General features: G+C 75.4%; 27 protein-coding genes and 1 pseudogene. 12 read left to right on the top strand and 16 right to left on the bottom strand.

Features of this window, described 5'->3' with window-relative positions:
- Positions 1-447: 447 nt before the first annotated feature.
- A complete protein-coding gene (locus LG634_RS30095; RefSeq protein WP_226738369.1) occupies positions 448-1458 on the bottom strand; it encodes an alpha/beta hydrolase in 1011 nt (336 codons plus the stop codon).
- A 167-nt stretch (positions 1459-1625) separates the two neighbouring features.
- Between LG634_RS30095 and LG634_RS30100 the strand changes: the two genes are divergently transcribed.
- The 4 genes from LG634_RS30100 to LG634_RS30115 all read left to right on the top strand — a co-directional run bounded on the left by LG634_RS30100 (position 1626) and on the right by LG634_RS30115 (position 5303).
- Positions 1626-2852 (top strand): serpin family protein, encoded by a 1227-nt coding sequence (locus LG634_RS30100; RefSeq protein ID WP_226738371.1) that lies wholly within the window; start codon positions 1626-1628, stop codon positions 2850-2852.
- 382 nt (positions 2853-3234) lie between these two features.
- Entirely contained in the window at positions 3235-3960 is a 726-nt protein-coding gene (locus tag LG634_RS30105) for a bifunctional 4-hydroxy-2-oxoglutarate aldolase/2-dehydro-3-deoxy-phosphogluconate aldolase (protein WP_226738373.1), read from the top strand.
- On the top strand, positions 3957-4790 hold the full coding sequence (locus LG634_RS38030) for a PfkB family carbohydrate kinase (protein WP_264203784.1): 834 nt from the start codon (positions 3957-3959) through the stop codon (positions 4788-4790). The genes LG634_RS30105 and LG634_RS38030 overlap by 4 nt, the downstream gene beginning before the upstream one ends.
- A gap of 204 nt (positions 4791-4994) precedes the next feature.
- Positions 4995-5303 (top strand): hypothetical protein, encoded by a 309-nt coding sequence (locus LG634_RS30115; protein ID WP_226738375.1) that lies wholly within the window; start codon positions 4995-4997, stop codon positions 5301-5303.
- Positions 5304-5327: 24 nt separating this feature from the next.
- On the opposite strand, the gene LG634_RS30120 is transcribed toward LG634_RS30115, so the two are convergent.
- Positions 5328-5654 carry a hypothetical protein gene (locus LG634_RS30120; RefSeq protein WP_226738377.1) on the bottom strand — a complete coding sequence of 109 codons (327 nt, stop codon included), beginning with the start codon at positions 5652-5654 and terminating at the stop codon, positions 5328-5330.
- A 140-nt stretch (positions 5655-5794) separates the two neighbouring features.
- On the opposite strand from LG634_RS30120, the gene LG634_RS30125 reads away from it, so the two are divergent.
- Together LG634_RS30125 and LG634_RS30130 are read left to right on the top strand one after the other, a co-directional pair.
- A complete protein-coding gene (locus tag LG634_RS30125) occupies positions 5795-6331 on the top strand; it encodes a GNAT family N-acetyltransferase (RefSeq protein WP_226738379.1) in 537 nt (178 codons plus the stop codon).
- Between the two features lie 268 nt (positions 6332-6599).
- The gene (locus LG634_RS30130; protein WP_226738381.1) at positions 6600-8267 is read left to right on the top strand and encodes an ATP-binding cassette domain-containing protein; all 1668 of its coding nucleotides are present in this window, start codon (positions 6600-6602) and stop codon (positions 8265-8267) included.
- A 91-nt stretch (positions 8268-8358) separates the two neighbouring features.
- Here the strand turns inward: LG634_RS30130 and LG634_RS30135 are convergent, their stop codons facing one another.
- The 3 genes from LG634_RS30135 to LG634_RS30145 all read right to left on the bottom strand — a co-directional run bounded on the left by LG634_RS30135 (position 8359) and on the right by LG634_RS30145 (position 10420).
- Positions 8359-9033: a YoaK family protein gene (locus LG634_RS30135; protein WP_226738382.1), complete on the bottom strand. Its 675-nt coding sequence runs from the start codon at positions 9031-9033 to the stop codon at positions 8359-8361.
- 53 nt (positions 9034-9086) lie between these two features.
- Positions 9087-9887 (bottom strand): hypothetical protein, encoded by an 801-nt coding sequence (locus LG634_RS30140; protein WP_226738384.1) that lies wholly within the window; start codon positions 9885-9887, stop codon positions 9087-9089.
- Between the two features lie 68 nt (positions 9888-9955).
- Entirely contained in the window at positions 9956-10420 is a 465-nt protein-coding gene (locus LG634_RS30145) for a MarR family winged helix-turn-helix transcriptional regulator (protein ID WP_226738386.1), read from the bottom strand.
- A 204-nt stretch (positions 10421-10624) separates the two neighbouring features.
- On the opposite strand from LG634_RS30145, the gene LG634_RS30150 reads away from it, so the two are divergent.
- Both LG634_RS30150 and LG634_RS30155 read left to right on the top strand, forming a co-directional pair.
- Positions 10625-11893 (top strand): MFS transporter, encoded by a 1269-nt coding sequence (locus tag LG634_RS30150; RefSeq protein ID WP_226738388.1) that lies wholly within the window; start codon positions 10625-10627, stop codon positions 11891-11893.
- A gap of 101 nt (positions 11894-11994) precedes the next feature.
- The gene (locus LG634_RS30155; protein WP_226738390.1) at positions 11995-13647 is read left to right on the top strand and encodes a beta-N-acetylhexosaminidase; all 1653 of its coding nucleotides are present in this window, start codon (positions 11995-11997) and stop codon (positions 13645-13647) included.
- A gap of 24 nt (positions 13648-13671) precedes the next feature.
- On the opposite strand, the gene LG634_RS30160 is transcribed toward LG634_RS30155, so the two are convergent.
- The 4 genes from LG634_RS30160 to LG634_RS30175 form a co-directional block, all read right to left on the bottom strand.
- Positions 13672-14706 carry a sulfotransferase family protein gene (locus tag LG634_RS30160; protein WP_226738392.1) on the bottom strand — a complete coding sequence of 345 codons (1035 nt, stop codon included), beginning with the start codon at positions 14704-14706 and terminating at the stop codon, positions 13672-13674.
- A 126-nt stretch (positions 14707-14832) separates the two neighbouring features.
- Positions 14833-16605 carry an immunity 49 family protein gene (locus tag LG634_RS30165; protein ID WP_308072705.1) on the bottom strand — a complete coding sequence of 591 codons (1773 nt, stop codon included), beginning with the start codon at positions 16603-16605 and terminating at the stop codon, positions 14833-14835.
- Positions 16606-16634: 29 nt separating this feature from the next.
- Positions 16635-17582, bottom strand: a complete 948-nt coding sequence (gene puuE, locus LG634_RS30170; protein WP_226738394.1) for an allantoinase PuuE — start codon at positions 17580-17582, stop codon at positions 16635-16637.
- Between the two features lie 123 nt (positions 17583-17705).
- Positions 17706-18272 (bottom strand): 3'-5' exonuclease, encoded by a 567-nt coding sequence (locus LG634_RS30175; protein ID WP_226738396.1) that lies wholly within the window; start codon positions 18270-18272, stop codon positions 17706-17708.
- 121 nt (positions 18273-18393) lie between these two features.
- Here LG634_RS30175 and LG634_RS30180 point away from each other — a divergent pair, with 121 nt between their 5' ends.
- Positions 18394-18573: a hypothetical protein gene (locus tag LG634_RS30180; RefSeq protein ID WP_226738398.1), complete on the top strand. Its 180-nt coding sequence runs from the start codon at positions 18394-18396 to the stop codon at positions 18571-18573.
- Positions 18574-18652: 79 nt separating this feature from the next.
- Here the strand turns inward: LG634_RS30180 and cpt are convergent, their stop codons facing one another.
- The 3 genes from cpt to LG634_RS30195 all read right to left on the bottom strand — a co-directional run bounded on the left by cpt (position 18653) and on the right by LG634_RS30195 (position 20588).
- The gene (gene cpt, locus LG634_RS30185) at positions 18653-19174 is read right to left on the bottom strand and encodes a chloramphenicol phosphotransferase CPT (protein ID WP_372482519.1); all 522 of its coding nucleotides are present in this window, start codon (positions 19172-19174) and stop codon (positions 18653-18655) included.
- A gap of 63 nt (positions 19175-19237) precedes the next feature.
- Positions 19238-19636 carry a hypothetical protein gene (locus LG634_RS30190; protein ID WP_226738402.1) on the bottom strand — a complete coding sequence of 133 codons (399 nt, stop codon included), beginning with the start codon at positions 19634-19636 and terminating at the stop codon, positions 19238-19240.
- Between the two features lie 55 nt (positions 19637-19691).
- Positions 19692-20588: an RNA polymerase sigma-70 factor gene (locus LG634_RS30195; protein WP_226738404.1), complete on the bottom strand. Its 897-nt coding sequence runs from the start codon at positions 20586-20588 to the stop codon at positions 19692-19694.
- Positions 20589-20724: 136 nt separating this feature from the next.
- Between LG634_RS30195 and LG634_RS30200 the strand changes: the two are divergent.
- Positions 20725-21414, top strand: a pseudogene (locus LG634_RS30200) (MBL fold metallo-hydrolase); the annotation flags it as partial.
- Between the two features lie 65 nt (positions 21415-21479).
- Here LG634_RS30200 and LG634_RS30205 read toward each other — a convergent pair.
- Together LG634_RS30205 and LG634_RS30210 are read right to left on the bottom strand one after the other, a co-directional pair.
- A complete protein-coding gene (locus LG634_RS30205) occupies positions 21480-22142 on the bottom strand; it encodes a CAP domain-containing protein (protein WP_226738406.1) in 663 nt (220 codons plus the stop codon).
- Between the two features lie 178 nt (positions 22143-22320).
- Positions 22321-23736 (bottom strand): M1 family metallopeptidase, encoded by a 1416-nt coding sequence (locus LG634_RS30210; RefSeq protein WP_226738408.1) that lies wholly within the window; start codon positions 23734-23736, stop codon positions 22321-22323.
- Positions 23737-23966: 230 nt separating this feature from the next.
- Here LG634_RS30210 and LG634_RS30215 point away from each other — a divergent pair, with 230 nt between their 5' ends.
- Positions 23967-24710 (top strand): M15 family metallopeptidase, encoded by a 744-nt coding sequence (locus LG634_RS30215; RefSeq protein ID WP_226738410.1) that lies wholly within the window; start codon positions 23967-23969, stop codon positions 24708-24710.
- A 130-nt stretch (positions 24711-24840) separates the two neighbouring features.
- Entirely contained in the window at positions 24841-25320 is a 480-nt protein-coding gene (locus tag LG634_RS30220; protein WP_226738412.1) for a phospholipase, read from the top strand.
- Between the two features lie 36 nt (positions 25321-25356).
- Here LG634_RS30220 and LG634_RS30225 read toward each other — a convergent pair whose 3' ends face one another.
- Entirely contained in the window at positions 25357-25977 is a 621-nt protein-coding gene (locus tag LG634_RS30225; RefSeq protein ID WP_226738413.1) for an L-threonylcarbamoyladenylate synthase, read from the bottom strand.
- 41 nt (positions 25978-26018) lie between these two features.
- The gene (locus LG634_RS30230) at positions 26019-26276 is read right to left on the bottom strand and encodes a hypothetical protein (protein WP_226738415.1); all 258 of its coding nucleotides are present in this window, start codon (positions 26274-26276) and stop codon (positions 26019-26021) included.
- Positions 26277-26469 lie beyond the last annotated feature (193 nt).

Consider the following 26469-nt stretch of genomic DNA (forward strand, 5'->3'; position numbering starts at 1 on the left):
CCCGGTGCCCGGCGCCGGCCGGGTTGCAGTTCTGGGGGCTCCGCCCCAAACCCCGCTCCTCAAACGCCGGAGGGGCTGGATTTTGCCCTGCCCGTTGGGCAACCGGTCCGGGCGGGCTGGATTTTGCCCCCGCCCGGTGGGCGACCGGTCCGGGCGGGGTGGAGGGCGGGGTGGAGTTCCCCCACCCGGTGGGCGACCGGTCCCGGCAGGGTGGGTGGCCCAGCCTGGTGTGCAGCTCCGGCAGAGCGGGTTAGCCCGCCTGGTGTGCAGCCGGACCCGGGAGGGTGGACGGGCCCGCGTGGCGGGAAGGCGGAACCGGGAGGGCGGGTGGGCCCGACTGGCGGGCCGCCGGATCCGGCCAGGTGGGTGGCTCCCTTACGGCGGGGAGGCGGTCGAGAGCGGGGTCGCCCCACCGGCGCGGCGGCCGCGGGTGGCAGACCCCGCGGGTCAGAGCGTGCCGGGCGGGGGCGGCGCGAGGAGGCGGCGGAGCCAGCGCGTGCGGGCCTGCGCCGCGTCACGGCTGACGGCCGCCCGGGGTGCGACCGAGTCGAAGCCGTGGAACGCCCCCGGCCAGACGTGCAGTTCGGCCTGACCCCCGGCCCGCCACAACGCATCCGCGTAAGCCACGTCCTCGTCCCGGAACGTCTCGGCCGCCCCCACGTCGACGTACGCCGGCGGCAGCCCCGACAGATCAACCGCACGCGCCGGCGCCGCATACGGCGGCAGCTCCTCGTCCCCCCACCGGTCACCCAGCAGCGCCTGCCACGCAGTGGTGTTGGAGGTCCGGTCCCACAGGTCCACCCCGGCCATCTGCCGGCTGGAGAACGTCACGCCGCGATCGTCCAGCATCGGGCACAGCAGCAGCTGCCCGATCAGCGCCGGCCCGCCCCGGTCCCGCACCAGCAGGGCCAGCGCCGCCGCCAGCCCGCCGCCCGCGCTCTTCCCGCCGACCACGATCCGGTCCGGGTCCACCCCCAACCGGTCCGCGTTCCCCGCCGCCCACAGCAGTCCGGCGTAGCAGTCCTCCAACGGCTCCGGATACCGCGCCTGCGGCGCCAGCCGGTACTCCACGGACACGACGGCCAGCCCCAGCGGGAGCGCCCACTCGCGCAGCACCCCCGGCAGCACCGACCACGCATTCCCGGTGATCATGCCGCCGCCGTGCAGGTAGTACAGCAGCGGCAGCGGCCCGACGGCACCGGCGGGCCGGGCACTGACCAGCGTCACGTCCGGCGCCCCCGCATGCCCCGGCACCCGGTGCTCCGCCACCTCGAACCGGCCGCCGTCCGCCAACTCCCTCACCCCGGGCCGCGGCCGGCGCACGGCATCCCGCTCCTGCACCGCCGCCAGGTTCTCCGGCGTGACCGGCTCCCGCACCTCCTCGTCCAACGCGGCCAGTGCCGCCCCCAGTTCGGGATCGAAGGCCGGTGGCGGGGGAGTTGGAGGAACTCCTGACACGCCTGTTTTCCCAAACACATGATGGTCAGTCATGATCGCAGTCAACCACCGCGCCCGTCCGCACGCACCGCACCGTGCACGGCCACCCGACGGCCGGTGATCAGCCGGTGATCAGCAGGTGATCAAAGGAGATGCCCGTGAGCCCGCCGGTGCGTACCCTCCCCGGAATGAGAGATGCGACGGTACGCGCGGTCAACGGCCTCACGGCACACTGGGCCGGAGCGGCAGTGACCGGCGAGCAGGGCACGGTACTCACGGCCGCCGGGGTCTGGCCCCTGCTTGCCCTCCTCGCCGACGGCGCCGGCGGACCGGCCCGCGGCGAACTCGCCGCAGCCGTCGGCCTCCCGGCGGACGGCGCGGCAACCGCCGCCGGCGACTTCCTCGCCGGTCTCGGCCGCGTCCCCGGCCTGGTCACCGCCACCGGGCTCTGGACCCGCCACGACCTGCCGCTGTCGGAAGGCTGGACCGGCCGGCTGCCCGCCGGCACCCGCGGGCAGCTCACCGGCGACGCCGACGCCGACCGCACCACCCTCGACGAGTGGGCGGTACGGCAGACCGGCGGACTGGTCGACCACATGCCGGTGCCGCTCGACACGGACCCGCCCATGGTCCTGGCCTCGGCCCTCGCCCTGCGGCTGAAGTGGATACGCCCCTTCCACCCGGTGCCGCAGGACTTCACCGAAGGACCGTGGGCCGGGCAGGAAGCCCTGGGCCTGGTCCGCAGCACAGCCCTCCTCGACCGGGTGCGGGTCGCCGAAACGGCCACCGGCCCGGTCACCCTGCTGGAGGTGGTCGGCGCCGGCGGGGTCGACGTCCACCTCGTGCTCGGCGAACCGCACGCCCGCCCGGGGGAGGTGCTGGACGGCGGCATCGCCGCCGTGACCCGCGCCGTCCCCTCGGTCGACGGCCGCGCCCTGCCCGAGGGCACGCCCGGCCCCGGCCTCCACATCGGCACCCGCCTGTCGTACGACCGCGAACCCCGACTGGACGTCGGCACGGTCGCCTTCTCCGTCACCGGCACCCACGACCTGCTGGCCCACCGCCGCCTGTTCGGCCTGGAGACGGCCACCGACAGCCGCTTCGGCCACTTCCCGGACATCAGCAGCCACCCGCTCGCCGTCGGCTCGGCCCGGCAGTCCGCCGTCGCCCGCTTCGACGCCGAGGGCTTCGAGGCGTCCGCCGTCACCGCGATCGGCATGGCGGCGGGCTGCGGCCTCCCCGCCCGCGTGATGTACCGGACGCGCCACATCCGGGCCTTGTTCGACCGCCCGTTCGGCTTCCTCGCCGTCCACCGCACCTCCCGTCTCGTCCTCGCCGCCGGCTGGGTCGCCGAGCCGCTGCCGTGCCCGGAGGACGACTGGGGGTACGACTCGGACGAGGAGGACGACTTCTAGGGTCCGATCCGGAACGCAGCCCCTGAGGCGGTCCCCTGTCGTCGCCATCGGCCGGTTGCTACCGGCACGTAGCGTGGCCGGGACCAAAGGCCGTCGCCACTCGGGGCCAACGGATGTGGCCGGGGCGCGCGGCCGCCGGAACACTGGGGGAGTGCCGGGACCTCCCGGCCGCCCCTGAACCGAACGGATCCGGGCCCCGGAGCGAAGCCGCGCTCCGGGGCCCGTCCGTGCGCAGCGGTGCCCAGGCCGGACGGTGCCGTCCGGGCGGGGCGCCGCCGCGTACCGCAGTGCATCGGCACGGCGTCCGTACGCCCCCAGCCGTGCCGCGTACCGCCGCGCAGCCGAAGCGTCCGTCCACCTTCCGACCCCCCTGGAGACCGTCGTGCCGACCGCCCTGACCGCGCCGATCGCCGCGGGACACCGACCCCCGACCCGCGGCGGCCGTGCGCCGTCCTGCGACAACGTTGTCAGAGAGGGCCACTCCGCGCAGGCCCTCCGTGGCGCCCTCCGCGAGAGCCGTCTCATCGGCATCGTGCGCGGCCGGGACGCCGACGCGGCCTTCCGGACGGTCCTCACCCTGGTCGAGCACGGTCTCGACCTCGTCGAGGTGTCGCTCAGCGGGGCCGACGCCCTGGACGTCATCCACCGCGCCCGGCAGGCCCTCGGGGTCCGGGCCTGGCTCGGCGCGGGTGCCGTCACCACCGCCGGGGACGTCCACCGGGCCGCCGACGCGGGCGCGAACTTCATCGTGACCACGGGCGCCGGAACCGCGCTGACCGAGGCGGTCCGCCGCCGCGTTCCCGTGCTCGCAGGCGCCAGCACCCCCGAGGAGATCCGGCGCGCCGACACCGCCGGCGCCACCGCCCTGCGCGTCGTCCCGGGTTCCGTGGGCGGGGCCTCCTACCTGCGGTCCCTGCGCGGCCGGTTCCCCCGCCTGTGCCTGGTCCCGTCCGGCGCGGCGACCGCGGCCGAAGCCGCCGCGTTCCTCGATGCCGGGGCGTGCGCGGTCGGCGCCGGCCGCATCCTCACCGGCGACGCGGCCGATGGCGGCGACCTGCACGCACTGCGCAGCCAGGTCGCGCGGTTCCGAGCGGAGTGCGCGGCATGAGCGTGTTCATGTTCGGCCCCGCCGAGTCCGACGTGGCCCGGCGGCTCGCCCGGCACGGCCGACCCGTCGTGTGGGCGGGTGCCGTCGGGAACGACGAGCTGGGGGAGGCCCACCTGGCCGCCCTGGCCGCCGCCGGTGTGGACGTGTCGTACGCACAGCGCGACCCCCGCGCCGCCACCGGCGCGGCGGCCGTCCGCATCCTGTCCTGTGCCCTGCACGCGGCGTTCGTGGCGACCGGGCCGCGGGTCCTCTACCTGACCGGCGTCACGCCCGCGTTGGGCCGGCAGGCGCGCTCGGCCGCCCGGCTGGCGCTCCAACTCGCCGCCGAGCACTCGGCGCTCGTCGTTGTGGACGTCCACCACCGCCCCCACCTGTGGTCTTCGGACGAGGCCAGGACCGTGCTGTCGGAGTGGGCCCCGCACGCCGACGTATTGCTCGCCACCCACCGGGAGCTGGCCCTCTGCCTGCCGGACCCGCCGGGCGGCACGGACGCCGGCGCCGCGGACGCCAACGCCACGGACGCCGGCGGCACCGACGTCCAGATCAAGGAGCTGCTCGCCCTGGGCCCCGGTGAAGTCGTGCTGAAGGCCGCCGCCCCGCACCCCGTGCCCGCCGACGGCGCACCGCACACCGCCACTTCGCACGCCGCCACTTCGCACACCGTCACCTCCTACACCGACGACGGGCCGACCGCTGCCCTGCCCCTCGGAACGCCGGCCGCAACGCCCGACGACGACACGTTCGCGGCCGGCTACCTGGCGGGCCTCCTCGACGGCCTGCCCGCCGCCGCCCGCCTGGCCCGTGCGGCCGGGCATCCGCCGCGCCCCTGACGGGGCCGCCGCCCCGCCCCGGGGTACTGTTCCGGCATGGCATCCGCACGCGCGACCGGACCGACGGGCTTCGGCTAGCCCGCCAGGAGATCCCTGGCGGTGGCTGCGAACGGAGTCCCCGTGGCACGCACCGCCCGTCACCGTCCCCCGACCGCCCCTCGCCGAAAAGATGTTGACGATTCGTCAGGAAACCCCTGGCATCACGTGGTCCTGTACGACCTCCGGTACAGCGCGGCCGACCTCGGCGAGGCGGCCCGCGCCTCCCGCAGGCCGCAGCCGCGCCGCATCCGCCGCACGGTGGCCGTCTACGCGTTCCCGCGCTACGCCCAGGACCGCTCGGTCGCCGAGTCCTCCACCCGGGCGGAACGCCGCGAGCGGCAGCGGCTGCGCACCCGTACGGGCCTGCTGCTCCGCCTCCTGCACTCCGCCCCGCCCGCCCGCGCCGCCGCCCTCGCCGGCCTGGTCGACGTGGCACCGGCACGGCACCGGCGCAGCTCGCTCTGGTTGGCGTGACCGGAACGCCACCCCGGGCCGGGCTCAGGCCGTCATCACCAGCCATGCGACCGCCAGGGAGGCGGCGTAGAGGAGGGCGCCCGCCGGCAGGAACGGCCACGGTGTGGCACCCCGGCGGGCCGCCCGCAGGCCCAGGCCGAAGCAGCAGAGCAGGGCGGCGGCCAGCCCGGCCCAGGGGAGGGCCCACAGGGTGAGCAGCCCGGCCCCGGTGCAGCGGAGGGCCGGGCGGGCCGGTCCACAGCTGTCGGTGGCGAAGATCGAAACGTACAGGGCGAGGGTGTTGACGAAGACGGCCAGGGCCGTGAGCGCGCTGACCGTGACCCCGTAACCGGCCGTCGACTTCTGGTTCATGTCCACCGACGGTAGGACCCGCGCCCACCGCGGTCCTGAGCACCGGTACTCAGCCTCCGTGGGTCCGGTCCCCCAGGGGCAACCGGGCTGTGGAACAAAGCAGTTGTGCCCGTGCGGCCTCGCCGACTACAACGATGCGCGTGATCCGAGGAACCAGAACGGTCCTGCGCGCCCGCCGCGACGAAGACCTGCCCGTGCTCCACCGCGAGCTGTACGACGACGTGGCCACCCGGTCCCGGGCCGACTCCCGGCCCTGGCGGCCGCTGCCCGCCACCGGCCCCGAGGCCCCCTACTCCGCCGCCGGCCCGGGTGAGGACGTCGTCCTGTTCTCCGCGGTCGACGCGGAGAGCGGCGAGCTGGTCGGCGAGGCGCTGCTGTGGGGGATCGACACCTACAACCGGCTGGCCCACCTCGGCATCTCCCTGCGGCCGGACTGCCGGGGCACCGGCCGCGGCACGGAGATCGTCGGGCTGCTGTGCCACTACGGGTTCACCGTGCGCGGCCTGCACCGCCTCCAGCTGGAGACCCTCGCCGGCAACATCCCGATGATCACCGCCGCCGAGAAGTCCGGCTTCACGGTCGAGGGCCGCCTGCGCCGCTCCGCATGGGTCAGCGGCACCTTCGAGGACGAGGTCGTCCTCGGGCTCCTGGCCGCGGACTGGCTCCCGCACTCCTGACCGGCACCGCACCCTGCCCCACCGCACCCTGCCCCACCGCACCCGTCCCCGGATAAATCGGGCGATCCGAGAAGACCCCGCGGCTAGCATGACTCCCATGGCACGAGGCATCTGGTCGCAGAGGACCCGCTCCGCCCGCTGACGGCGGCGCCCCTTCCCTGTCGAATCCGCGCTCGCCGTCCCGGTTCCCGCCGGGCGGCCGCCTCCCGCTGCCCGGCTCCCTGCGAGCTGCGGAGCACCGTTGCACCCCACCACGACCCCCCATGCCATGCCCCTGTCCGCCGCGGCGGACGGCCGGGCCCACCTCCGCGCCGACGGCATCACCGTCACCCGCGGATCCCGCCGCGTCCTCGACGAGGTCTCCGTCACCGTCGCGGCCGGCACCCGGACCGCCGTCGTCGGCGAGAACGGCCGCGGCAAGACCACGCTGCTGCACGTCCTCGCCGGCCTGATCACGCCCGACACCGGCACCGTGCACCGCGCCGGTACGGTCGGGCTGGCCCGGCAGGAGCTGTCCGCACGCGACGGCGAGACCGTCGGCACCCTCACCGCCGAAGCCCTCGCCGCCTCGCTCGCGGCCCTCACCGCCCTGGACGCGGCCGCCCGCGCCATGGCCGCGGGCGAGCCCACGGCCGGCGAGCGGTACGCCGCCGCGCTCGACACCGCCACCCGGCTCGACGCGTGGGACGCCGAACGCCGCATCGACGTCGCCCTCGAAGCCCTCGGCGCGTGCACCGACCGCGGCCGCCCGCTGTCCACCCTGTCGGTCGGGCAGCGCTACCGGATCCGGCTGGCCTGCCTGCTCGGCGCCCGCCACGACATCCTGCTGCTCGACGAGCCGACCAACCACCTCGACGCCGCCGGGCTGGACTTCCTCACCCGGCGCCTGCGCGCGCACGACGGCGCCCTCGCCCTCGTCAGCCACGACCGGACACTGCTGCGCGACGTGGCCGACCGGTTCCTCGACCTCGACCCGTCCCGCGACGGCAGGCCGCGCCGGTACGCCGGCGGCTACGACGCCTGGCAGGAGGCCCGGCGCCGCGACCGCGACCGCTGGGAGCAGGACCACGAGGAACAGCAGGCCGAGCACCGGCGGCTGCAGGGCGAGGTGGCGCGGGCCCGCGACCGGCTCAGCACCGGCTGGCGGCCCCCCAAGGGCACCGGAAAGCACCAGCGGCAGTCCCGGGCGCCCGGCACCGTCCAGGCCCTGCACCGGCAGCAGCAGGCGCTGGCCGCCCACCGCGTCGACGTGCCCGAACCGCCGCCGGCGCTGCACTGGCCCGACCCCGGCATCCGGCCCGGCGCCCCGCAGCTGCGCGCCCACGGCCTGTCCGTCGTCGGCCGCCTGACCGGGCCCGTCGACCTCACGCTCGACGGCGGCGACCGCCTCCTGGTCACCGGCCCCAACGGCGCCGGCAAGTCCACCCTGCTCGCCGTGCTGGCCGGTGCCGTCGACCCGGCCGGCGGCTCCGTCCGTACGGCCGAGGGCGCGCGGATCGTCCACGTCACACAGGAGACCGCCGACCACGACCCCGCGCGCACCGCCCGCGAGACCCTCGAACGGCACGCGGCGCGGCTGGTGGCCGCCGGCACGAGCCGCACCGTCGAGGAGCTGCCCGCCGGGGCCTGCGGGCTGCTCGACGCCGACGCGCTCGGCACTCCCGTCGGGCGGCTGTCCCAGGGGCAGCGCCGCCGCCTCGACCTGGCCCTCGCGCTGGCCGCACGGCCCGGCCTGATCCTGTTCGACGAGCCGACCAACCACCTGTCGGCGGCCCTGGTCGACGAGCTGACCGCGGCGATCCGCACCACGACCGCCGCCGTCGTCGTCGCCACCCACGACCGCCGCCTGCTGCACGACCTCGCAGACTGGCCCCGCCTGGCCATCGACGCGCACCCGGCTGCGCCGCATCCCACCGCGCCGCGGTCTGCCGCCTGATGCGCCCCGGTCCGCCGGACGCGGGCCAGTCACACCCCACGGAACCGCTCCGGCCCCCGTAACCGTTCCGGCCCGCCGGGCCGGAGCGGGCTCACCCGTCCACCCCGCCCGCCATTCGCCGGGCGGCCACCGCCACCCCGGCCGGCAGGACGACCGCCATGCCCAGTGCCCAGCCCGGCCCCGGACCGGCGTACAGCAGGCCGCCGGCCAGCGCGCCGAGGAACAGCACGGTCACGGACAGCCCCCGGCGTACCGCCGCCGCCCGGTCCCGGGCGGCGGCCAGCCCGGTCAGGGTGCCGGTCATCACCGTGGTCACCAGGTCGGGAACGCCGAGCCGGCGCACCGCCCCGTTCTGCATCCCCATCGCCACCGCGAGCGGCACCAGCACGGCGTACCGCCCGGCCCCGCACGCGTGGCAGACCAGCGCCGCCCCGGCCAGCACCGCCTGGGTGGCGGCCGTCCCTGCGAGCAGCCGGTCCGCACCGGCCTCCGGCCACCGTCCGGCCACCGCGGCGCCCGCCAGGAACGCGGCCAGTGCGGTCAGCGACGCCGCGACGGAGAAACCGCCGGCCCCGGCCAGCGCGAAGCCGAGGAACACGACGTTCCCCGTCATGTTCGCCACGAACACCCGCCCCAGCGCCAGGAAGCTGACCGCGTCCACCAGCCCGCTGACCAGCGTCAGCACCAGCAGCAGCGGCGCCTGCCGGGCCCGCGGATGGCCCTCCGGGAACAGCCACCGGGCCGGCCCGCGCTCCGCACCCCGCATGCCCCCAGTGCACCAGCCGGGGCGCCGCCCCGCGACTTGCGCCCGGCGCGGCCCTACAGCGCGAGCACCGGCCGGACCGAGAGGCAGTCCCACAGGCCCCCGCCGTCCGGCCCGTACACGAACTCGGCCGTGTACGGGTTCCGGTTGGCGGTGGCCAGCGGGAGCCACGACAGCAGGGTGCCGTAGCCGCCGCAGACGGACTCGCCGCCGTCGCCGCCGTGGACCGCGGTGCCGTCGGTGGACATCTCCGCGCGGTAGGTGTCGTACGCGATGCGCAGCCCGAAGGCGTTCGGCAGGTTCTGCGGGCCGTCGGCGTCGCCGTAGGGGATGCGGTCGAGGGGGCATGCGTCGCCCCAGCGGAACAGGGTGCCGCGGCCGGCGCCGCACGCGTGCTCCCACTCGTCGGGGCCGGGTATCCGCAGGCCGTCGGCCGCGAGCAGGGCCGGCAGCCCGTCGGGCTCCTCGGTCAGGTCCTCGTCCTGCACGGCCATCAGCACGGCGGGCAGGACGACCTCGCGGCGCGGGCTCAGCAGCTGCGCGAGGTGGCCGCGCAGGTCCTCGGCGCCGTACCCGTACCCCTCCGCCGCGCTCTCGGCGAAGTCGGCCTCCTGCTCCGGCGTCGGCTGCCAGGCGTCCGGGTCGAAGCCCAGGGTCACCCGGCCGCCCGGTATCAGTGCGAAGTCCCGCCCCGCCCGCTCGATCCGTACGCGGTGCAGCGGCGCGCCGAGGTGCGCGGCGGTCGTGACGGCGGCCACCCGGCCGCCGGCCTGCGCCGCGGCCCGCTCGGCGAACCGGCGTGCGGTGGCCCCGTCGAAGGAGCGCCACTGGTCGAGGGTGAGATCAGCGAGGGACATGACCGGAGTGTTCCACAGGGGTCCGACAGCGCCCCCGGTGCAGGCGGCGGCTGTGGAAAACCCCCGGGTCACGCTCCCTCGCGCCCCAGCCCCTCCACCGCGGCCACCAGCGGAGCCAGCTCCGGCACGGCCGCCGCCGCGGCCAGCGCCTCGCGCAGCGCGGCGTCGTTGGTCGGGCGGGCCTCCTCCAGCAGGGTCCGGCCCGCCTCGGAGACGTCGGTGTAGATGCCCCGGCGGTCGGTCGGGCACAGGTACCGGGACAGCAGGCCGCGGTCCTCCAGGCGCGTGACCAGCCGGGTCGTCGCGCTCTGGCTGAGCACCACGGCATCCGCGACCTGCTTCATCTGCAGGTGCCCGCCCGGCCCGTCGTGCTGCTTGCCCAGCACGTTGAGCAGGGAGAACTCGCGGACGCTCAGCCCGTGTCCGGCCTGGAGGGCCTTCTCGACATGGGCCTCGATCCGGCCGTGCAGCAGGGACAGGGCGCACCAGCCCTGCGCCAGGGCGGCGGCGGGTGCGCTCTCCGTGGCGGTCATCGCGGCTCCTTCTCCGGTTTCCGGGCGTCCGGCGCCTTCCCGGCGTGCCCGCCCCGCCCAGGATAGTCGACCACCGCGATAGCCCGCGTTTGCAAGTATCAGGCGTCTGCAATTAATGTGGACGCATGCAAACCGCGGACGCCGTGCAGTTCCTGCCCCCGACCCGCGGACCACCCCCTCCGGACCTCTGTGAAGGACCCCGCCATGCCCCTCGCCCTCCTCGCCCTCGCCATCGGGGCCTTCGGGATCGGCACCACCGAGTTCGTCATCATGGGCCTGCTCCCCGAGGTCGCCGCCGACTACGGGGTCCCCATCCCCACCGCCGGCCTGCTGGTCACCGGATACGCACTGGGCGTGGTGCTGGGCGCGCCGCTCATGACGGTCCTCGGCACCCGGATCCCCCGCAAGCGCATGCTGATGCTGCTCATGGGCCTCTTCATCGCCGGAAACCTGCTCTCCGCCCTGGCCCCGGCCTTCGGCCTGATGCTGGCCGGCCGGGTCGTCGCCTCGCTCGCCCACGGCGCCTTCTTCGGCATCGGCGCCGTCGTCGCCGCCGAGCTGGTGGCCCCGGAGCGACGGGCCGGCGCCATCGCCCTGATGTTCACCGGCCTCACCACCGCCAACGTGGTCGGCGTCCCGCTCGGCACCGTCGTCGGGCAGCACCTCGGCTGGCGGATCACCTTCTTCGCCGTCGCCGGCCTCGGCGTCCTCGGCCTGCTCGGCATCGCCCGACTGGTCCCCGACCTGCCCCGGCAGGAAGGCGTCCGGATCCGCCACGAACTGGCCGCCCTCCGCCAGGTCCAGGTGCTGCTCGCCATGGCGATGACCGTGCTCGGCTTCGGCGGGGTGTTCGCCGCCATCACCTACATCACGCCGATGATGACCGAGGTCGCCGGCTTCGCCGACGGCTCCGTCAGCTGGCTGCTGGTCCTGTTCGGTCTCGGCATGGTCGCCGGCAACCTGCTCGGCGGCCGGTTCGCCGACCGCGCCCTGATGCCCATGCTGTACGGCTCCCTGGGCGCGCTGGCCCTCGTCCTCGCCCTGTTCACGCTGACCGCCCACAGCAAGGCCGGCGCCGCCGTCACCGTCGTCCTCATCGGCGCCCTCGGCTTCGCGACCGTGCCCCCGCTGCAGAAGCGGGTCCTCGACCAGGCCGCCGGCGCCCCCACCCTGGCCTCCGCCGTCAACATCGGCGCCTTCAACCTCGGCAACGCACTCGCCGCCTGGCTCGGCGGCCTGGTGATCTCCGCCGGCCTCGGCTGGACCGCCCCGAACTGGGTCGGTGCCGCCCTCGCCGCCTCCGCCCTGGTGCTCGCCCTGGTCTCCGGCGCCCTGGAACGGCGTACCGCAGCCCGCCCGGGCCGCATCGTCACCGCCGGCGCCGCGCCCGCAGGCGCCACCGGGCCGGACGCCGCCACCGCCCCCTCCGGCACCGGGCCGGACGCCGCCGCCCTCGCCCGCACCGCCGGCTGACGCCCGCCGGACCCGCCCCGCCGCCCACCCCTCAGGTCGCGCCGCACCCCCGCCCATGGCACGTTGGAGGAACCGTGGAGCGGGGCGTACGGGTACACACGATGATGCGGCAGCGAACCAGCAGCAGTGCCATCGCGACGGCAACCGCCGCCGCGATCCTGCTGCTCGCCGCCCCCGCCTGCAGCGCCGCCGACGGCCCGGACGACACCCGCCCCGGCACCGCGCCGGCCTCGGCACCCCGGACCCCGACCGCCGGGCAGTCCCGTACCCCGGCGGCCGCGCCCACCCCCGCGGACAGCCCGCCGCCGCCCTCCCGGCCGCCCCGGGCCATCCCCGCCGTCCGGGAGTTCGAGCCCGCCACCGGCCCCGGCTGGCGGCCCACGCCAGGCGCCCGGGTCGTCACCGCCGCCGGGGCCGCCGGAGCCGGACTCGCCGACGAGGCCCGGCTGCTGGCCGGCGAACTCGACCTTGGCGTCGCCGAAGGCGCCGCCCCCGGCCCGGGCGACATCCAGCTCGCCCTCGCCCCGAAGCAGCCCGGCGGTCCCGAGTCCTACACCCTCACCACCCGCGGCGGCCGGGTCGTCATCAGCGGTCCCGACCAGGCCGGCGTCTTCTACGGCACCCGCACCCTCGGCCAGGCCGTACGCGCCGACGGGTTCCTCGGCGAGGGCACCGTCCGCGACCGGCCCGCCAAGCCGCAGCGCGGCCTGCACCTCGACATCGCCCGGAAGTCCTTCACCGCCGACTGGATCGAGGCCCGAGTCCGCGAACTCGCCGACCTCAAACTCAACCAGCTCGCCCTGCACTTCTCCGACGACCAGGGCTTCCGCATCGAATCCACCCGCCACCCCGAGATCGTCTCCACCCCGCACCTCACCAAGGCCGAGGTGCGGCGCATCGTGGACCTCGCCACCCGCCTGCACGTCACGGTGATCCCCGAGATCGACTCGCCCGGACACCTCGGCGCCGTGCTCCGCGCCCACCCCGCCCTCCAACTGCGCGACAGCCAGGGCCGCACGGTCCGCGGCGCGGTCGACATCTCCGACCCGGCCGCCGCGAAACTCGTCGACGAGCTGCTGCGCGAATACCTCCCGCTGTTCCCCGGCCGCCCCTGGCACCTGGGCGCCGACGAGTACCAGGCCCTGGTGTACCGGAACCCGGAGGCCTCCTTCCCGCAGCTCGCCGCCGCGGCCCGGCAGCGGTACGGGGCCGGCGCCACCGTCGGCGACCTGGCCACCGGCTGGCTCAACGACCGGGCCGCCGTGGTCGCGGGCGCCGGCCGGCAGCCCAAGGCGTGGAACGACGGCTTCTTCCACGGCAGCAAGGCCGCCGCGGACCCCGCCATCGAAGTCGAGTACTGGACCGGCAAGGAGATCGGAGCCCGGCCCCCGCTGGACTACCTCAACGCGGGCCGCCGGCTGGTCAACCTCAACGACGAGTACCTCTACTACGTCCTCGGCCAGCCGAACGACTTCACCTACCCCACCGGCCGGCGCATCTACCGGGAATGGACGCCGCTCGTCCTGCGCGGCACCGCCCCGGTCCCGGCCCGCTGGGCCGACCGCATCCTCGGCGCCCGGCTCGCCGTCTGGTGCGACCTGGCCGGCGCCCAGACGCAGGCGCAGGTGGCCGCCGGCATCCGGCTGCCGCTGGCCGCCCTCTCCCAGAAGGTCTGGGACGCGCGGACCCCCACCCGCACCTGGACCGCCTTCACCGCCCTCGCGGACGAACTCCGCCGCCCGCCCGGCCCCTGACCCGCCCGCCCGGCCCCTGACCCGTCACCCGGCCCCGGCCGCGAGCGCCCGCTCCCCGGGCGCACACGCCGCGCGCAGCACCGCCAGCTCGTCCGCGGGCAGCCGCAGGGCGGCCCCGCGCCGGGTGCCGTCGAGCCGCGCGCAGCCGGTGTCCAGCCACTCCGGGAGCGGTTCCACCCCGATGAACCCGGCCAGCCTGCCCAGCTCCCTGCGGGGCTCGTCGAGCAGGTCCTCGTACGCGAGGGAGGTCCGCGCCGGTGGCGGGACCGCGCCCAGGAACTCCACCCCCCGCCCGACCAGCTCCGACCACAGCGCCCCGAACCCGGCCGACGGCAGCACGCGCCCCATCAGCAGTGCCGGATCAAAACGTTCGGACGCCAGCAGCCCCGACAACTCCGGCGGCAGCGACCGGACCTGCGCCGGCGTCAGGTCCTCCACCCGCCGCACCCCCGTCCGCGCGGCCACCTCCCGGAGCAGCAGGATCATCCGGTAGCCCGTGTGGCGGCTCATCGACAGCGCGCAGTCGGGCCCGTCCCGGAACAGGTGCACGAACCGTGCCTGCGGAAACACCCGCCGCAGCAGCGGCACCCGCTCCAGCGAATAGCCGGACCGCTCCACCACGGCCGTCCGCCCGAACCTCCCGCACAACAGGCCGAACAGCGCCTCGTAGTGCCCGGCGGCCGTCCGCTCCGGCCACCGCACCACCCGGGCCGCCAGCCAGTCCAGCAGCCCGTCCGGATCGTCGGTGAGGTGGGGGAGCACCATCATGGACAGCGCCGGGACGCCGGTGGTCTCCGTCGCGAACCGCCCCGGACGCCGGGGGTACAGAAACTCCGGCAGCGGCACCCCGCTGCGGATCATGCGCTCGAACATCGGGTTGGGCCCGGCGAGGAGCCGCCAGAACTCCCCGCCGCCGAGGACGCCGTCCGGGAAGCCGCGGCTCTGCACCGACGACAGCAGCTCGTTGAGGCTGAGCACGTCAGGATGCGCGTTCAGGATCCCGGACAGCGCGGTCGAACCGCTGCGGCCCGTCCCGACGACGAATGTCAGCGTGCGCACCGGACGCCTCCTCCTTCGACAGCGGCCCGCGCCGAGCACGCCACGGCGAGTCGGAGCCGCGGCAGCGGGCCGCGGCTCCGGACGATCCCCACCAGACTTCCCCGCCCGGCCGGCATCACACCGGCATCACACCGGCCCCGCCCCCGACAGCAGCCGGGCCGGCAGGTACGCCGACTCCACCCGGATCCGCCAGCCCCGCCGCTGCGCCAGGCAGGCCAGGGCCAGCACGTCGAGGTCGAACAGGGCGTCCGTGGTCTCCCCGCGGTCGGCCACCGAGTGGTACGCCCGGTGCGCCTCCAGCGCGTCCAGCAGCGCCAGGTTGAAACTCTCCTCGTCGCCGCCCACCAGCTGCGACAGCAGCACCGCCGGCGGCGGGACGAACCCCCACTCCCGAGCCTGCTCCATGCCGCGCACCGCCCGCACCACGGCCTGCTCCACGTCCACGCCCCGCAGACAGGCGTGCAGCGCCTCCCGGTACGAGGCGTACGCCGACCCGTCCGCGCCGTTGACGGCCGGACCCGCCGCCACCAGCGGAGCGAGATCCTCCGGCGCGCCGCCGATCAGCGCCAGCGCCACCGCGTTCTGCCAGTGGCCGGGCCCCGCCTGGCGGCCGCGGAACGCCGGGCAGACCAGGTCGAACCCGCCGCACTCGCCCCGGACCTCGGTCCCCTCCTCGGCCACCGCCGCCCGGAACACCAGCGCACCCAGCTGCGAGGCGAACCGCAGCGCCGCGACCTGCCGGTCCGAACCCGGCCCGCCGTCGGCGCCGCGCAGCACGAACAGCCTCTCCTGCCGGCGCATCGCCTCCGCCACGTCGCGCGCGGCGACCCGTCCGTCCGGGCCGGGCGTCAGGTCCTCCCGGGTGTGCTTCTCGTACCAGCCGTCGATGTCCCAGGTCGGCTCCACGGGCCAGGCGGGCCGCTCGCACACCAGCGGACCGGCGGCCAGCGCCGCCACCGCGTCCGGACGCCGGTCCCGGCCGAACGCACCGACCCGCGGACCCTCCGGCGCGTACCCCGTCACCAGGCCCCGCGGCAGGTACGCCGTCTGCACCGGCACCTCCCAGCCCTCCGTGCGGTGGCCCAGCGCCGCCAGGGCCAGCGGCACCAGCGGCAGCAGGCTCCGCGGCGGCGCCGACGGTCCGTGCGCCGCCGGCACGGCCGCCAGCAGGGCGGTCAGCTCTCGGTCATACGCCTCCCGGTCGCCGCTCACCAGCGCCCGGATCACCCGCAGGGCGACGGCGTCCGACTGCTCCTGCAGCGCCTGCCCCGTCTCCTCGGCCCGCGCGGCGATCCGCGCCAGCGCGGCGTCCACCGCCGCGATCCTGGCCTCCCGCGGCGGCGGGAACTCCTGGTCGTCCGCGTTCAGATCCCCCGCGACACACACGAGGAACCCGGCGACCAGCTCGGCCGCCGGCATCCCGGCCGTGCCCTTCAGCACTTCCTTGCGCGCGAAGTGGAACGCCTCGCCGTCCCGCTCGACCCGGTCCGCGAGGATCGCCAGGCAGTACGCGTCGAGCCAGTCCCCGGCGCCCGCCTTGTCCCACCCCTCCGCCTCGTCACCCCGGTCGTACGACATGCCGAAGTTCACGTAGTCCAGGAATACGCTGAACGGCTCCCACGGGTGGTACGCGGTGTACCGGACCACGGCGCACGCCGCCTCGGCCGCGTCGGCCAGGACCGCCCAGGCCTCCGCCGAGTCCAGCGCGGGTTCGTCCAGCGACAGCGCCGCCAGGTGGTCGCGCATCTCGTCGCCGAGGTACTCCCACTCGTACGAACCCATCGGGCCCGCCTTCGACATGGACCGGGTCATCGAACCGATCCGGTTCGTGAAGTCCTTCCGTGCGGCCGCGAGCTTCTCCTCGGCCACCTGATGACGATCGATCACCATCTGCTGCATCTCCCCGCCTTGCTCGTACGCGCCCCAGGCTAACCGCGGCCACCGACAGCGCCCGGCGGCGAGGGTTCTCGGCGCGACGGCGGGTGGGTGGCCAGCCAGTGCCGGGCGATCTGCTCGCGCGTGGTCACCCACGCCCCGCCGCGCTGCGCGACGTGCTCCAGGAAGCCGTCGAGCACCCGGATCCGGCCGGGCTTCCCGATGATCCGGCAGTGCATGCCGACGCTCATCATCCGCGGCCGGTCCGCCCCCTCGGCGTGCAGCGTGTCGAAGGTGTCGACCAGGTACGCGAGCATGTCGTCGGCGGTCGTGAAGCCGTGCACGAGCAGGAACTTGAAGTCGTTGGCGTCCAGGCTGTACGGCAGCACGAGGTGCGGCCGGCCGGCCGCCGTCACGTAGAACGGCAGGTCGTCCGAGTAGTCGTCGGAGTCGTACAGGAAGCCGCCCGCCTCGGCGACCAGCCGCCGCGTGTGCGGGCTGGTCCGTCCGGTGTACCAGCCCACCGGACGCCGTCCGACCAGCCGCCGGATCGTCTCCGTCGCCTCCGCGATGTCGGCCCGCTCGGCCTCCTCGGGCATGTGGCGGTAGTCGATCCAGCGCCGGCCGTGGCTCGCCACCTCCCAGCCCGCGGCGCCCATCGCCCGGGCCGCGTCCGGGTTGCGTTCGAGCGCCTGCGCCACCGCGTACACCGTCAGCGGCACGCCGTGCGCCGCGAGCGTGCGGTGGATCCGCCAGAACCCGGCGCGCGCCCCGTACGCGAACATCGACTCGACGTTCAGGTCCCGCCCGCCGACCACCGGCGGCGCTCCGACCAGTTCGTGCAGGTACGCCTCGGAGGCGGGGTCGCCCTCCAGGACGTTCTGCTCGCCGCCCTCCTCGTAGTTGAGGACGAGGCTGACGGCCACCCGGGCGCCGCCGGGCCAGGCGGCGTGCGGCGGCTCGGCGCCGTAGCCGACGAGATCGCGCTGATGCTCGGACACCCGCGGCACCCTACCGCCGGCGTCCCGTCCGGCACCGGTACGGCACGGCGTACGGGTCCGCCGGTCGCCCCCGCCCCCGCCCCCGGTGCCGGTGCCGGTGCCGCGGGCACAAGGCGCGGGGTCTCAGACGCCGGCCGGCGCGGGCCAGGCGTCGCGTCCGGCCAGGTCCAGGACGAGCGCGGCGATGTTCCAGGCGTCGTCCTCGCCGCGGTGGTGGCGGCCCTCCAGCGGGAGGCCCGCGACGGTCAGGGCGCGTGCCATGCCGGGGCGTTTGCGCAGGCCGTGGGCCTCTGCGAAGACGGCCTTCGCATTGGTGTGGTGCTGCCCGAACGGGTACGCGGTGTCCGTGGCCCGGCACTGGCGGGTGAACTGGAGCCGGTCGTAGTCGCCCCAGCTCGCCCACGGCCGCACACCCGCCCCGTGCTCGGCCGCCAGCATCCGGCAGGCCTCGGCGAAGCCGACGCCCGTGTCCACCTCCTCCTGGGTGAGGCCGGTCAGCTGCGTGCAGAACGCGCTCACCGACGACCGGGCGGGCCGCACGAGAATGCGGTGCCGCGCCACCCGCTCGCGCCGGCCGAGGTCGACGACGGTCAGGCCGATCTCGATGATCTCGCTGACGGCTCCGGGCGGCTCCTGGCCCTCCCAGCAGGTGGCTTCGACATCGATGACGTTCAACAGATTCGGGTTCACCGCCCCGATGATGGCGGGCGGGCCGCGATCGCCCAACCGGTTTTCCGGTGCCGCAGCCGCCCCGACCCGGCCGGAGCAGCGCCGGCTGCGCGGACGGCCCGGCCGTGGTCGTATCGGTGGGATGAAGGACCCCTTCGCCTGCGACGAGCCGGCACTCCTGGCCCGGTCGGGCCCGGCGGACCGGGCCGCGGCCCGCCGCACCGTGGCCTCCCGGGCCACCGGAAGCGCCGACCTGCAAGACCTGCTGGACATGCTCGGCCTGTGGCCCCGGGACGACCCGCCGGACCACCCCGCCCGGTGACCGCCCGGCCCCGCGGGCGTGCGGCGGGGGCCGCCGCACGCCTGCGGGGCGCGGTGCGTCGGGGCCTTCGCGGTCCGCGTCAGCCGACGCGGGCCGCGATGGTCCGCGCGCACTCCAGGGACTCGGTCCGCGTCGTGTCCACCTCCACGTCGTAGCGCACGCCCCGGTGGACCGCGTCCGCCTGCTGTGCGGCCATGCCCCGGGCCCGGTCTCCGCGGGCCACCTCGCGGCCCGCGGCGACGGCCCCCTCGCACCGGACGCCGACCCACAGCACGGGCAGGTCGCCCACCGCGTCCCGCCACCGCTGCTGGGAGCCCGCGCCGCTCAGGAACACGTCGTCGACGACGACCCGGGCACCCGCCCGCGCCATCGCGACGATCCCCGCCCGCCACGCCGCCTCCAGCTCCCGGAAGCCGGCCCCGACGCTCACCCCGCCGTCCGCCGCGAAGGAGATCCCCTCGTCCGCCTCCTGCATGCGCGCAGGCAACGCGTCGACGAACGAGTCGATGCCGAAGGCCACCCACGGATCCGGCAGCACGTCCTGCAGACACCGCACGATGCCCGTCTTCCCCGCACTGGACCCGCCGTTGATGATGATCATCCGAATGCTCATCGCGCCACGGTACGACGGGGCCCGCCCGGCCCGCCCGCGAGTTCCGTGCGCCTACGACCGCGCCCGGGCCCGTCCCGGCAGGACCGACTGGGCGAACGCCAGGGTGCTCAGGCCGAACATCAGGACGCCCAGCGGGACGTGCCACGCGGACAGGTGCGCGATGCCGAGCACCACCTGCACCGAGGCGAGGACCAGGAAGCCGGCCGAGTAGAGGACGGGGCGGCGCGAGCCGCCGCCCGGCCGCCAGCCCAGGACCGCGGCGACCACGTACAGCATGGTGGCGCCGTACATCACGCGGGACCCCGCGTGGTGCAGCGTCCCGCCGGCCTCGCCGGCCAGCAGGGCGCCGGCGGTGGCCGCCTGGAAGAACAGGGTCAGGGCCTGGAGCGCTGCCGCGGTGCGCAGGAACGTGATGCCGCCCGGAGCGGCCGTCGTCGTGTGCGAAGCCATGATGGATCCCCCTCGTGTCGATGCGTCGGTGGAGCGGTGTGCCGGGCCGGCGGTGTCAGCGCAGGCCGAGTGGGGTCCCGGAGCCGATGTGCGTCAGCTTCGCCGGGTTGCGCACCAGGTAGAGGCCGGTGATGCCGGTCTCCTCGACGCGGACGGCCAGGACGCCCTCCAGTTCGCCGTCGAGGTGCACCGCGAGTGCGGTGGAGCCGTTGACCACCGCCGGCTCGCAGGTGACCGCCACCCCGGACGAGGCAGCGCCCCCCAGGTAGAAGCGGACGAACTTCTCGGCACCGACGACGGGCCGCAGCGAGGCCCGCTTCACGCCGCCGCCGTCGCTCACCAGCACGACATCGGGGGCGAGCACGTCCAGCAGCGCCTGCGGGTCGCCGGTCTCCAGCGCCCGCCGGAACGACTCCACGGCCGCCCGGGTCTCGCGCGCCGTGACCGACCGCCGGGGCCGCCGGGCGTCGACGTGCCGGCGGGCCCGGTGCGCGATCTGCCGGACGGCCGGCAGGGTCTTGCCGACGGCCTCGGCTATCTCGTCGTAGCCGACGTCGAACACCTCGCGGAGCACGAACACCGCCCGCTCGGTGGGCGACAGGCTCTCCAGGACCAGCATCATCGCCATCGACATGCTCTCCGCGAGTTCCACGTCCTCGGCGACATCGGGTGCGGTGAGCAGCGGTTCCGGCAGCCACTGCCCCACGTACGCTTCCCGGCGGCGCTTGACGGTGCGCATCCGGTTGAGCGCCAGCCGGGTCGTGATCCGCACCAAGTACGCACGCGGATCGGCCACTTGGGACATGTCCGCGGCGCTCCAGCGCAGCCACGTCTCCTGCAGCACGTCCTCGGTGTCGGCGGCCGAACCGAGCATCTCGTAGGCGACGGTGAACAGCAGGTTGCGGTGGCCGACGAACGCGTCGGTCGCCGGATCGGCGGCGTGGTCGGTCATCTCTCGCTCCATCTCCCTCGGTTGCCCGGTCGGACAGCCCGACTCAAGGGGTCCGACCTCAAGACACCGGCCGGCGCACGGCCGTGACGCGATGTGACGCAGTTCACCAGCCGGGCGCCGCGACGAGGTCGCGGGCGGCGGCCGGCGGATCCTCGTCGACACCGGCATCGGCAACGGCAAGTCCCGCGCCAACCCGGCCTGGAACGGCCTGCGGACGGACTACCTCGACCGCCTCACCGCGGCCGGCTTCGCCCCCGACCGCATCGACCTGGTCGTCCTCACCCACCTGCACACGGACCACGTCGGCTGGAACACCCGCGACGACAACGGCACGTGGGTGCCGACGTTCCCGCGCGCCCGCTACGTCACCTCCCGTGCGGAACGGGCCTACTGGGCCGGCCAGGCCATGGACGAAGCCCGCACGCAGATGTTCCGGGACTCCGTCCTCCCCGTCGAGGACGCCGGCCTGCTCGACCTGGTCGACGTACCCGACGGCGGCACCGGCATCGCGCCCGGCGTACGCCTCGTCCCCACGCCGGGCCACACGCCCGGGCACATCGCCGTCCGCCTCACCGCCGGCGGCCACACCGCGCTGATCACCGGCGACTGCATCCACCACCCCGTCCAGCTCGCCCGGCCCGCCATCGGATCCTGCGTCGACACCGACCCGGCCCGGGCCGCGGCCACCCGCACCCGCCTGCTCGACGACCTCGCCGGTACCGACACCCTCCTCCTCGGCACCCACTTCCCCCCTCCCACCGCCGGCCGCGTCCACCGGGCCGGCACCGGCTACCGCCTGCTCCCGGTCCCCGCGCGCACGGCCTGAGCGCGCTCTGCCGAGAAGGAGCGGCCTGAGAGCGCCCGGCCGGAACGGCCCGCCGCGGCGCCGCGCTACGCCTCGCAGCGCCCGAAGGTCACCACGTACGTGCCCGCGTCGCCGAAGCCGGCGCCGCGGGGGTCGGCCGCGCCACCGCGCGGGGCGATGCCGATCTGGGTGAAGGCGGGGTCGCGGATGATCTCGGCGTGGCCTTCCTTGCTCTCGTACAGCCACCAGTTGACGGCCGCACGGGGGGTGCCCTGGCCGCCCCACCCGTTGTAGGTGATCTCGGCGTTCCGCCACGATCGCCCGCCGGCGCAGTAGCCCTCACCGCGGATCCGGTTCGAGATCTGCTCCTCACGGGTGCCCGCGACTTGCGGGTTGCGGTGCGGATCCTTCTTGTCGCCCCACCACTTCTGCGCCAAGGCGGCCGTCACGTGCTTGTTCGCCGCCTCCCGCAACTGCCCGGAATCCTCCAGCTCCTGGAGGCCCAGCCGCCGCCGTTCCGCGTTGATCAGGCAGTACACACCGCCCGTCGCGGGCAGCACGCCGAAGCCGAACCGGCCCGGATCGGCGGGCGGCGGCCGGTCGTAGGCGTCCGACCCCAGCGAGCCGCACTCCTGCCACGGCGCGGCGGCATACGCAGCTGCCGGCACCCCCGGCAGAACCAGAGCGGGCAACAGCCCCGCCGCGGCGGCCAGCAGTACGGCCCGGGTGTGCCCGGTGCGTGCCCTCATTGGGAATCTCTTCTCTCCCCGAGGCCGGAAGGGCCGGACCGGGCCGGGCCCGCAGCGGGGCCCGCCGGCCACACCCCATCCCATGATGCGCCGCGGCCGGGGGCGCCGCCATCCGGGCCGCGCCCGGCCGCCCGGCCGCCCGGCCGCCCGGCCGCCCGGCCGCCCGGGCGACGCGCCGTCAGCGGATCCGGTGCTCCTTCCAGAACGGCCCGAGGTCCGTCGCCGTGGCCGCCTGGGCCGCGCGCTTGAAGCGGGCCGTGGTGGCGACGCCCAGCCAGTGGTCGCGCACGTAGCCGCGCAGCATCCGCGCCATCGCCGGTTTGCCCAGCACGCGTTCCAGGTCGTGGAGCGAACAGGCGCCGCGGCGGTAGACGACCCGCGAGAACTCCGAGCGGTGCCCGTCCGCGTAGTACGCCATGGACCGGGTGACGGCCGAGGTCGCGCTGGGCCACGCCCCCAGGTCGGCCCAGCACGTGGCCGTGTCGAAGCCGGCATACGACTCGTACGCGTACTGGGCGAACGCCTCGTCCAGCCACGGCTCCGCGAACTGGTCGTTCCCGACGATCCCGTAGAACCACTGGTGCGCGATCTCGTGCAGGGCGCCGGACCCGTCCGGCTCGGTCCACAGCAGGACCAGCCCCGGGAACTCCATGCTGCCGAAGGTGTCCAGGTTGTCGCTCATCACGAGGTCGAGCTCGCCGTACGGATACCGCCCGAACCGCTTCCCGAGCGCATCGACCGAACCGACGCCGTCCTTCAGCGCCCCGGTGACGCCCTCGTCCGAAGTCGTCCTGGTCCAGTACGCGTTGAGCCGGACCCCGCCGGGCGTGGTCACCCGCTTCGACCGGAACGGCCCGGCCGCCCACGCGAAGTCCCGCACCCCCCGCGCCACGCTCGTGGTCACCGTGCGGCCGGGCGCGCCCGCCCGCCGGGTGGTGGTCCCGGTGGCGGGTACGACCAGTGCCTTCGGGTGGTCGAGCACGACCCGGAAGTCCCCGGCCAGGCTGAAGAAGCTCTCCCCGAAACCGACGTCCGGATCGAGGTGGCGCCCCTTCGCGTCGCGGACGGACAGCAGCGGCAGCGCATTGCCGAGGTACCGGTACGCGCCGTCCTTGCCGAAGCGGTGCACCCGGTCCGGCACCCGGATCGCCACGTCGAACGACACGCTCGCCCGTTTCCCGTACGCCAGCGGTGCCGCCAGATCGACCGTGAGCGCGGAGCACCGTACGGTCAGCGGCCGCGCCGTGCCGCCGGCGACCCGGCTCACCCGCACCGGCGACGGCTTGCCCCGGCCTCGGCACCCCTCGGTGCCGTTGCCCCACAACCGCAGGTCCACCGAACGCAGCGGAGTCCGCGCGGAGTTGCGGAACGACACCGTCTGCCGGCCGGTCCACCGCGATCCGTCGCCGTCGGCCCGCAGTGCCACGTCGTACGAGGGCCGGTCCGGCGTGGCCGCGATCCGGCCACCGGCCGGGGCGGCACCCGCGCGAGCCGGGGAACGACCGGGGCCCTGCACCGCGGCCGCCGGCGGGACCAGCAGCAGGACGGCCGCAACCGCGGCCAGCGTCCCCCGTCCATACGTGAGAGAGGTCATGCCCCGCACGCTAGGACGCCCGTTCGCCCGGACGGGCAAGTTCCGTGCAGCGTAGGCAAGTTGGCCGAATGTCCCACGACTTCATCACGGCACCGGCACCGCTCCGCCACCGGTCCGCCGCCGCTCCGGCACGGTTCGAGCGATTCTCCACCGATCGTTGATCTGCTGTGGCCCGGGCGCGGCGGCCGGGGCGCGCCGGGCACGCACACTTCACGCCAAGGAGCGAGCACATGTCGGCAGTCGGACTTCTGATCCCCACCGTCTCGTCCCCCGCAGCGCCAGGGCCTCAGGACCCGGCCGTGGCGCCACCGGAGTTCATCGACCTGGCATCGCTGGACACCGGAATCGCCCTCGACATCCGCTACGCCGGCCGGGACAACTTCGTCGGAAGACCCCTGGCCGGCTACGAGGCGGGCCTGTGCCTCCTGACGCGTGAGGCCGCCCACGCCCTGGCCGCCGTACAGCAGGAGGCGGCCGCCCTCGGCTACGGCCTGCTCGTGTACGACGCGTACCGGCCGGCCCGGGCCGTCGCCCACATCGAGCGCTGGGCCGCCGACCCCGACGACCAGGACACGAAGGCGGAGTACTACCCGAACCTCGACAAGTCCCGCCTCTTCCACGACGGTTACATCCACGCGAGGTCCGGCCACAGCCGGGGCGGCACGGTCGACGTGACCCTCGTGCACCCCTGCGGGACACCGGTCGACATGGGCACCGGCTTCGACTGCTTCGACACCCGGTCCCACACCCTCGATCCGCGCACCACCGGTCCCCGGCGCGCGCACCGGCTGCTCCTCAAGTCCGCCATGGAGCGGGCCGGTTTCGTGAACCTCCCCGAGGAGTGGTGGCACTTCACCCACCGCAGCGAGCCGTACCCGGACACCTACTTCGACTTCCCGGTCGCCCGGTCGTCCCTCGCGAGGCCCGGCGCCCTCGCCGGCGGCGGCCCGGCACTCCTGCAGTCCGCGGCCTGACCCGCGTCCCGACGCAGAGGTGTAACCCCCGGTACAGCGGCGCTCCAGCACCGCGATATCCGCCACTCCCACGCTGTGAGGCACCCCGGCGCCGGAACCGTTCCGGTGCCCCTCTCCCGGGAGTTGCCCCATGCGCCGTCGCCTCGCCACCGCACTGGCCGCCACCGCCGCCGCGCTGCTCGCCTTCGCCACCCCGGCCGCCGCCGCGCCGGCCGACAAGCCGCAGGTCCTCAGCAGCTGGACCCAGACCGGCGTGTCCAGCTACAACGCCTGGGTGTCGGCCAACGGCAACAAGGGCGCCTGGTCGGCGTACGGGTTCGACTGGTCGACCGACTACTGCTCCAGCTCCCCGGACAACCCGTTCGGCTTCCCGTTCCAGACCGCCTGCGCCCGCCACGACTTCGGCTACCGCAACTACAAGGCGGCCGGCACCTTCGGCTCCAACAAGGCCCGCCTCGACGACGCGTTCCACGCCGACCTCAAGCGGGTCTGCGGCGCCTACTCCGGCGTGAAGAAGACCTCGTGCGACTCCACGGCCTGGACCTACTACCAGGCCGTGAAGGCGTTCGGCTTCAGCGCCGCGGTCGACGGCACCGCAAGCACCGTCTGACCGGCGGCCGGAACGGCGCCGTAACCGCCCCGCGGGCTACTCGAACCGGAGGGTGTCCCCGGCCCCCCGGCGCACCACCTCGGCCGTGCCGCCCGAGAAGTCGATGACGGTGGTGGGCTCGGTGCCGCAGTCACCGGAGTCCACCACGACGTCCACGACGTGGTCGAGCCGCTCCTTGATCTCCCAGCCCTGCGTCAGCGGCTCGGCCTCGTCGGGCAGCAGCAGCGTGCTGGACAGGAGCGGCTCGCCCAGCTCGGCGAGCACGGCCTGGGTGACGACGTGGTCCGGGATCCGGACCCCGACCGTCTTCTTCTTCGGGTGCTGGAGCTGCCTCGGCACCTCCCTGGTCGCCGGCAGGATGAACGTGTAACTGCCCGGCGTGGCCGCCTTGATGGCCCGGAACACGTCGTTGTCGATCTGGACGAACTGCCCCAGCTGCGCGAAGTTCTGGCAGACGAGGGTGAAGTGGTGCCGGTCGTCGAGGTTGCGGATCGTGCGGATCCGGCCGAGCCCCTCGCGGTTGCCCAGCTGGCAGCCGAGCGCGTAGCAGGAGTCCGTCGGATACGCGACGAGCCCGCCGGACCGGATGCTGTCCACGATCGAGCCGATGGTGCGCGGCTGGGGGTTGTCGGGGTGCACGTCGAAGTACTTGGCCATCGCCCGAGCCTACCGGGGATCGGACCGGGCGGCGCGGCCGGTCAGGCGCGCTGGGCGCGCTCGTACACCTTCCGGGCGGTGGCCCGGAAGACCTCACCGTACATACGGGTCGGGGTGAGGGAGTCCAGCGCGCTGTTGACCGGGACCAGCACGCCCTTGCCGGTGGTGCGGTCGAAGTCGGCCGGCCACGGGCCGCCGCTCGCGCCGCCGCTCATGAGGACGAGGGCGGTGGCGGCGAGCGCCGCGGCCCGGCGGGCGGCTCGGGGGCGTCGGATCGCGGAAGCGGGCTGGTGCGGCACAGCCGGTGTCTCCTCGTCAGGTGCGCGGCGGTACGCGCGGACCGTCGGCCCGCTCTGGGGGAGAGGAGTTCCCGCAGGCTCCGGTTGGCCCTGTCGACGAACTGTGACGATCGGGCCGGGCGGGCGGGGCGTACCGGAAACGGCCCGGCCCGGGGCGGCCGCAGGGGCCGTCCCGGGCCGGGCGCGCAGGCCC

The organism is Streptomyces bambusae (assembly GCF_020532645.1).
In the GTDB taxonomy this organism is placed as follows: Bacteria; Actinomycetota; Actinomycetes; order Streptomycetales; family Streptomycetaceae; genus Streptomyces; species Streptomyces bambusae.

Bases quoted from the DNA above. Each gene is read 5' to 3' on its own strand.
- LG634_RS30100 (WP_226738371.1), top strand. From the start codon at position 1,626: ATGAGAGATGCGACGGTACGCGCGGTCAACGGCCTCACGGCACACTGG.
- LG634_RS38030 (WP_264203784.1), top strand. From the start codon at position 3,957: ATGAGCGTGTTCATGTTCGGCCCCGCCGAGTCCGACGTGGCCCGGCGG.
- LG634_RS30120 (WP_226738377.1), bottom strand. From the start codon at position 5,654: ATGAACCAGAAGTCGACGGCCGGTTACGGGGTCACGGTCAGCGCGCTC.
- LG634_RS30130 (WP_226738381.1), top strand. From the start codon at position 6,600: ATGCCCCTGTCCGCCGCGGCGGACGGCCGGGCCCACCTCCGCGCCGAC.
- LG634_RS30135 (WP_226738382.1), bottom strand. From the start codon at position 9,033: ATGCGGGGTGCGGAGCGCGGGCCGGCCCGGTGGCTGTTCCCGGAGGGC.
- LG634_RS30140 (WP_226738384.1), bottom strand. From the start codon at position 9,887: ATGTCCCTCGCTGATCTCACCCTCGACCAGTGGCGCTCCTTCGACGGG.
- LG634_RS30145 (WP_226738386.1), bottom strand. From the start codon at position 10,420: ATGACCGCCACGGAGAGCGCACCCGCCGCCGCCCTGGCGCAGGGCTGG.
- LG634_RS30150 (WP_226738388.1), top strand. From the start codon at position 10,625: ATGCCCCTCGCCCTCCTCGCCCTCGCCATCGGGGCCTTCGGGATCGGC.
- LG634_RS30155 (WP_226738390.1), top strand. From the start codon at position 11,995: ATGATGCGGCAGCGAACCAGCAGCAGTGCCATCGCGACGGCAACCGCC.
- LG634_RS30165 (WP_308072705.1), bottom strand. From the start codon at position 16,605: ATGCAGCAGATGGTGATCGATCGTCATCAGGTGGCCGAGGAGAAGCTC.
- LG634_RS30180 (WP_226738398.1), top strand. From the start codon at position 18,394: ATGAAGGACCCCTTCGCCTGCGACGAGCCGGCACTCCTGGCCCGGTCG.
- cpt (WP_372482519.1), bottom strand. From the start codon at position 19,174: ATGATCATCATCAACGGCGGGTCCAGTGCGGGGAAGACGGGCATCGTG.
- LG634_RS30190 (WP_226738402.1), bottom strand. From the start codon at position 19,636: ATGGCTTCGCACACGACGACGGCCGCTCCGGGCGGCATCACGTTCCTG.
- LG634_RS30195 (WP_226738404.1), bottom strand. From the start codon at position 20,588: ATGACCGACCACGCCGCCGATCCGGCGACCGACGCGTTCGTCGGCCAC.
- LG634_RS30205 (WP_226738406.1), bottom strand. From the start codon at position 22,142: ATGAGGGCACGCACCGGGCACACCCGGGCCGTACTGCTGGCCGCCGCG.
- LG634_RS30210 (WP_226738408.1), bottom strand. From the start codon at position 23,736: ATGACCTCTCTCACGTATGGACGGGGGACGCTGGCCGCGGTTGCGGCC.
- LG634_RS30215 (WP_226738410.1), top strand. From the start codon at position 23,967: ATGTCGGCAGTCGGACTTCTGATCCCCACCGTCTCGTCCCCCGCAGCG.
- LG634_RS30220 (WP_226738412.1), top strand. From the start codon at position 24,841: ATGCGCCGTCGCCTCGCCACCGCACTGGCCGCCACCGCCGCCGCGCTG.
- LG634_RS30225 (WP_226738413.1), bottom strand. From the start codon at position 25,977: ATGGCCAAGTACTTCGACGTGCACCCCGACAACCCCCAGCCGCGCACC.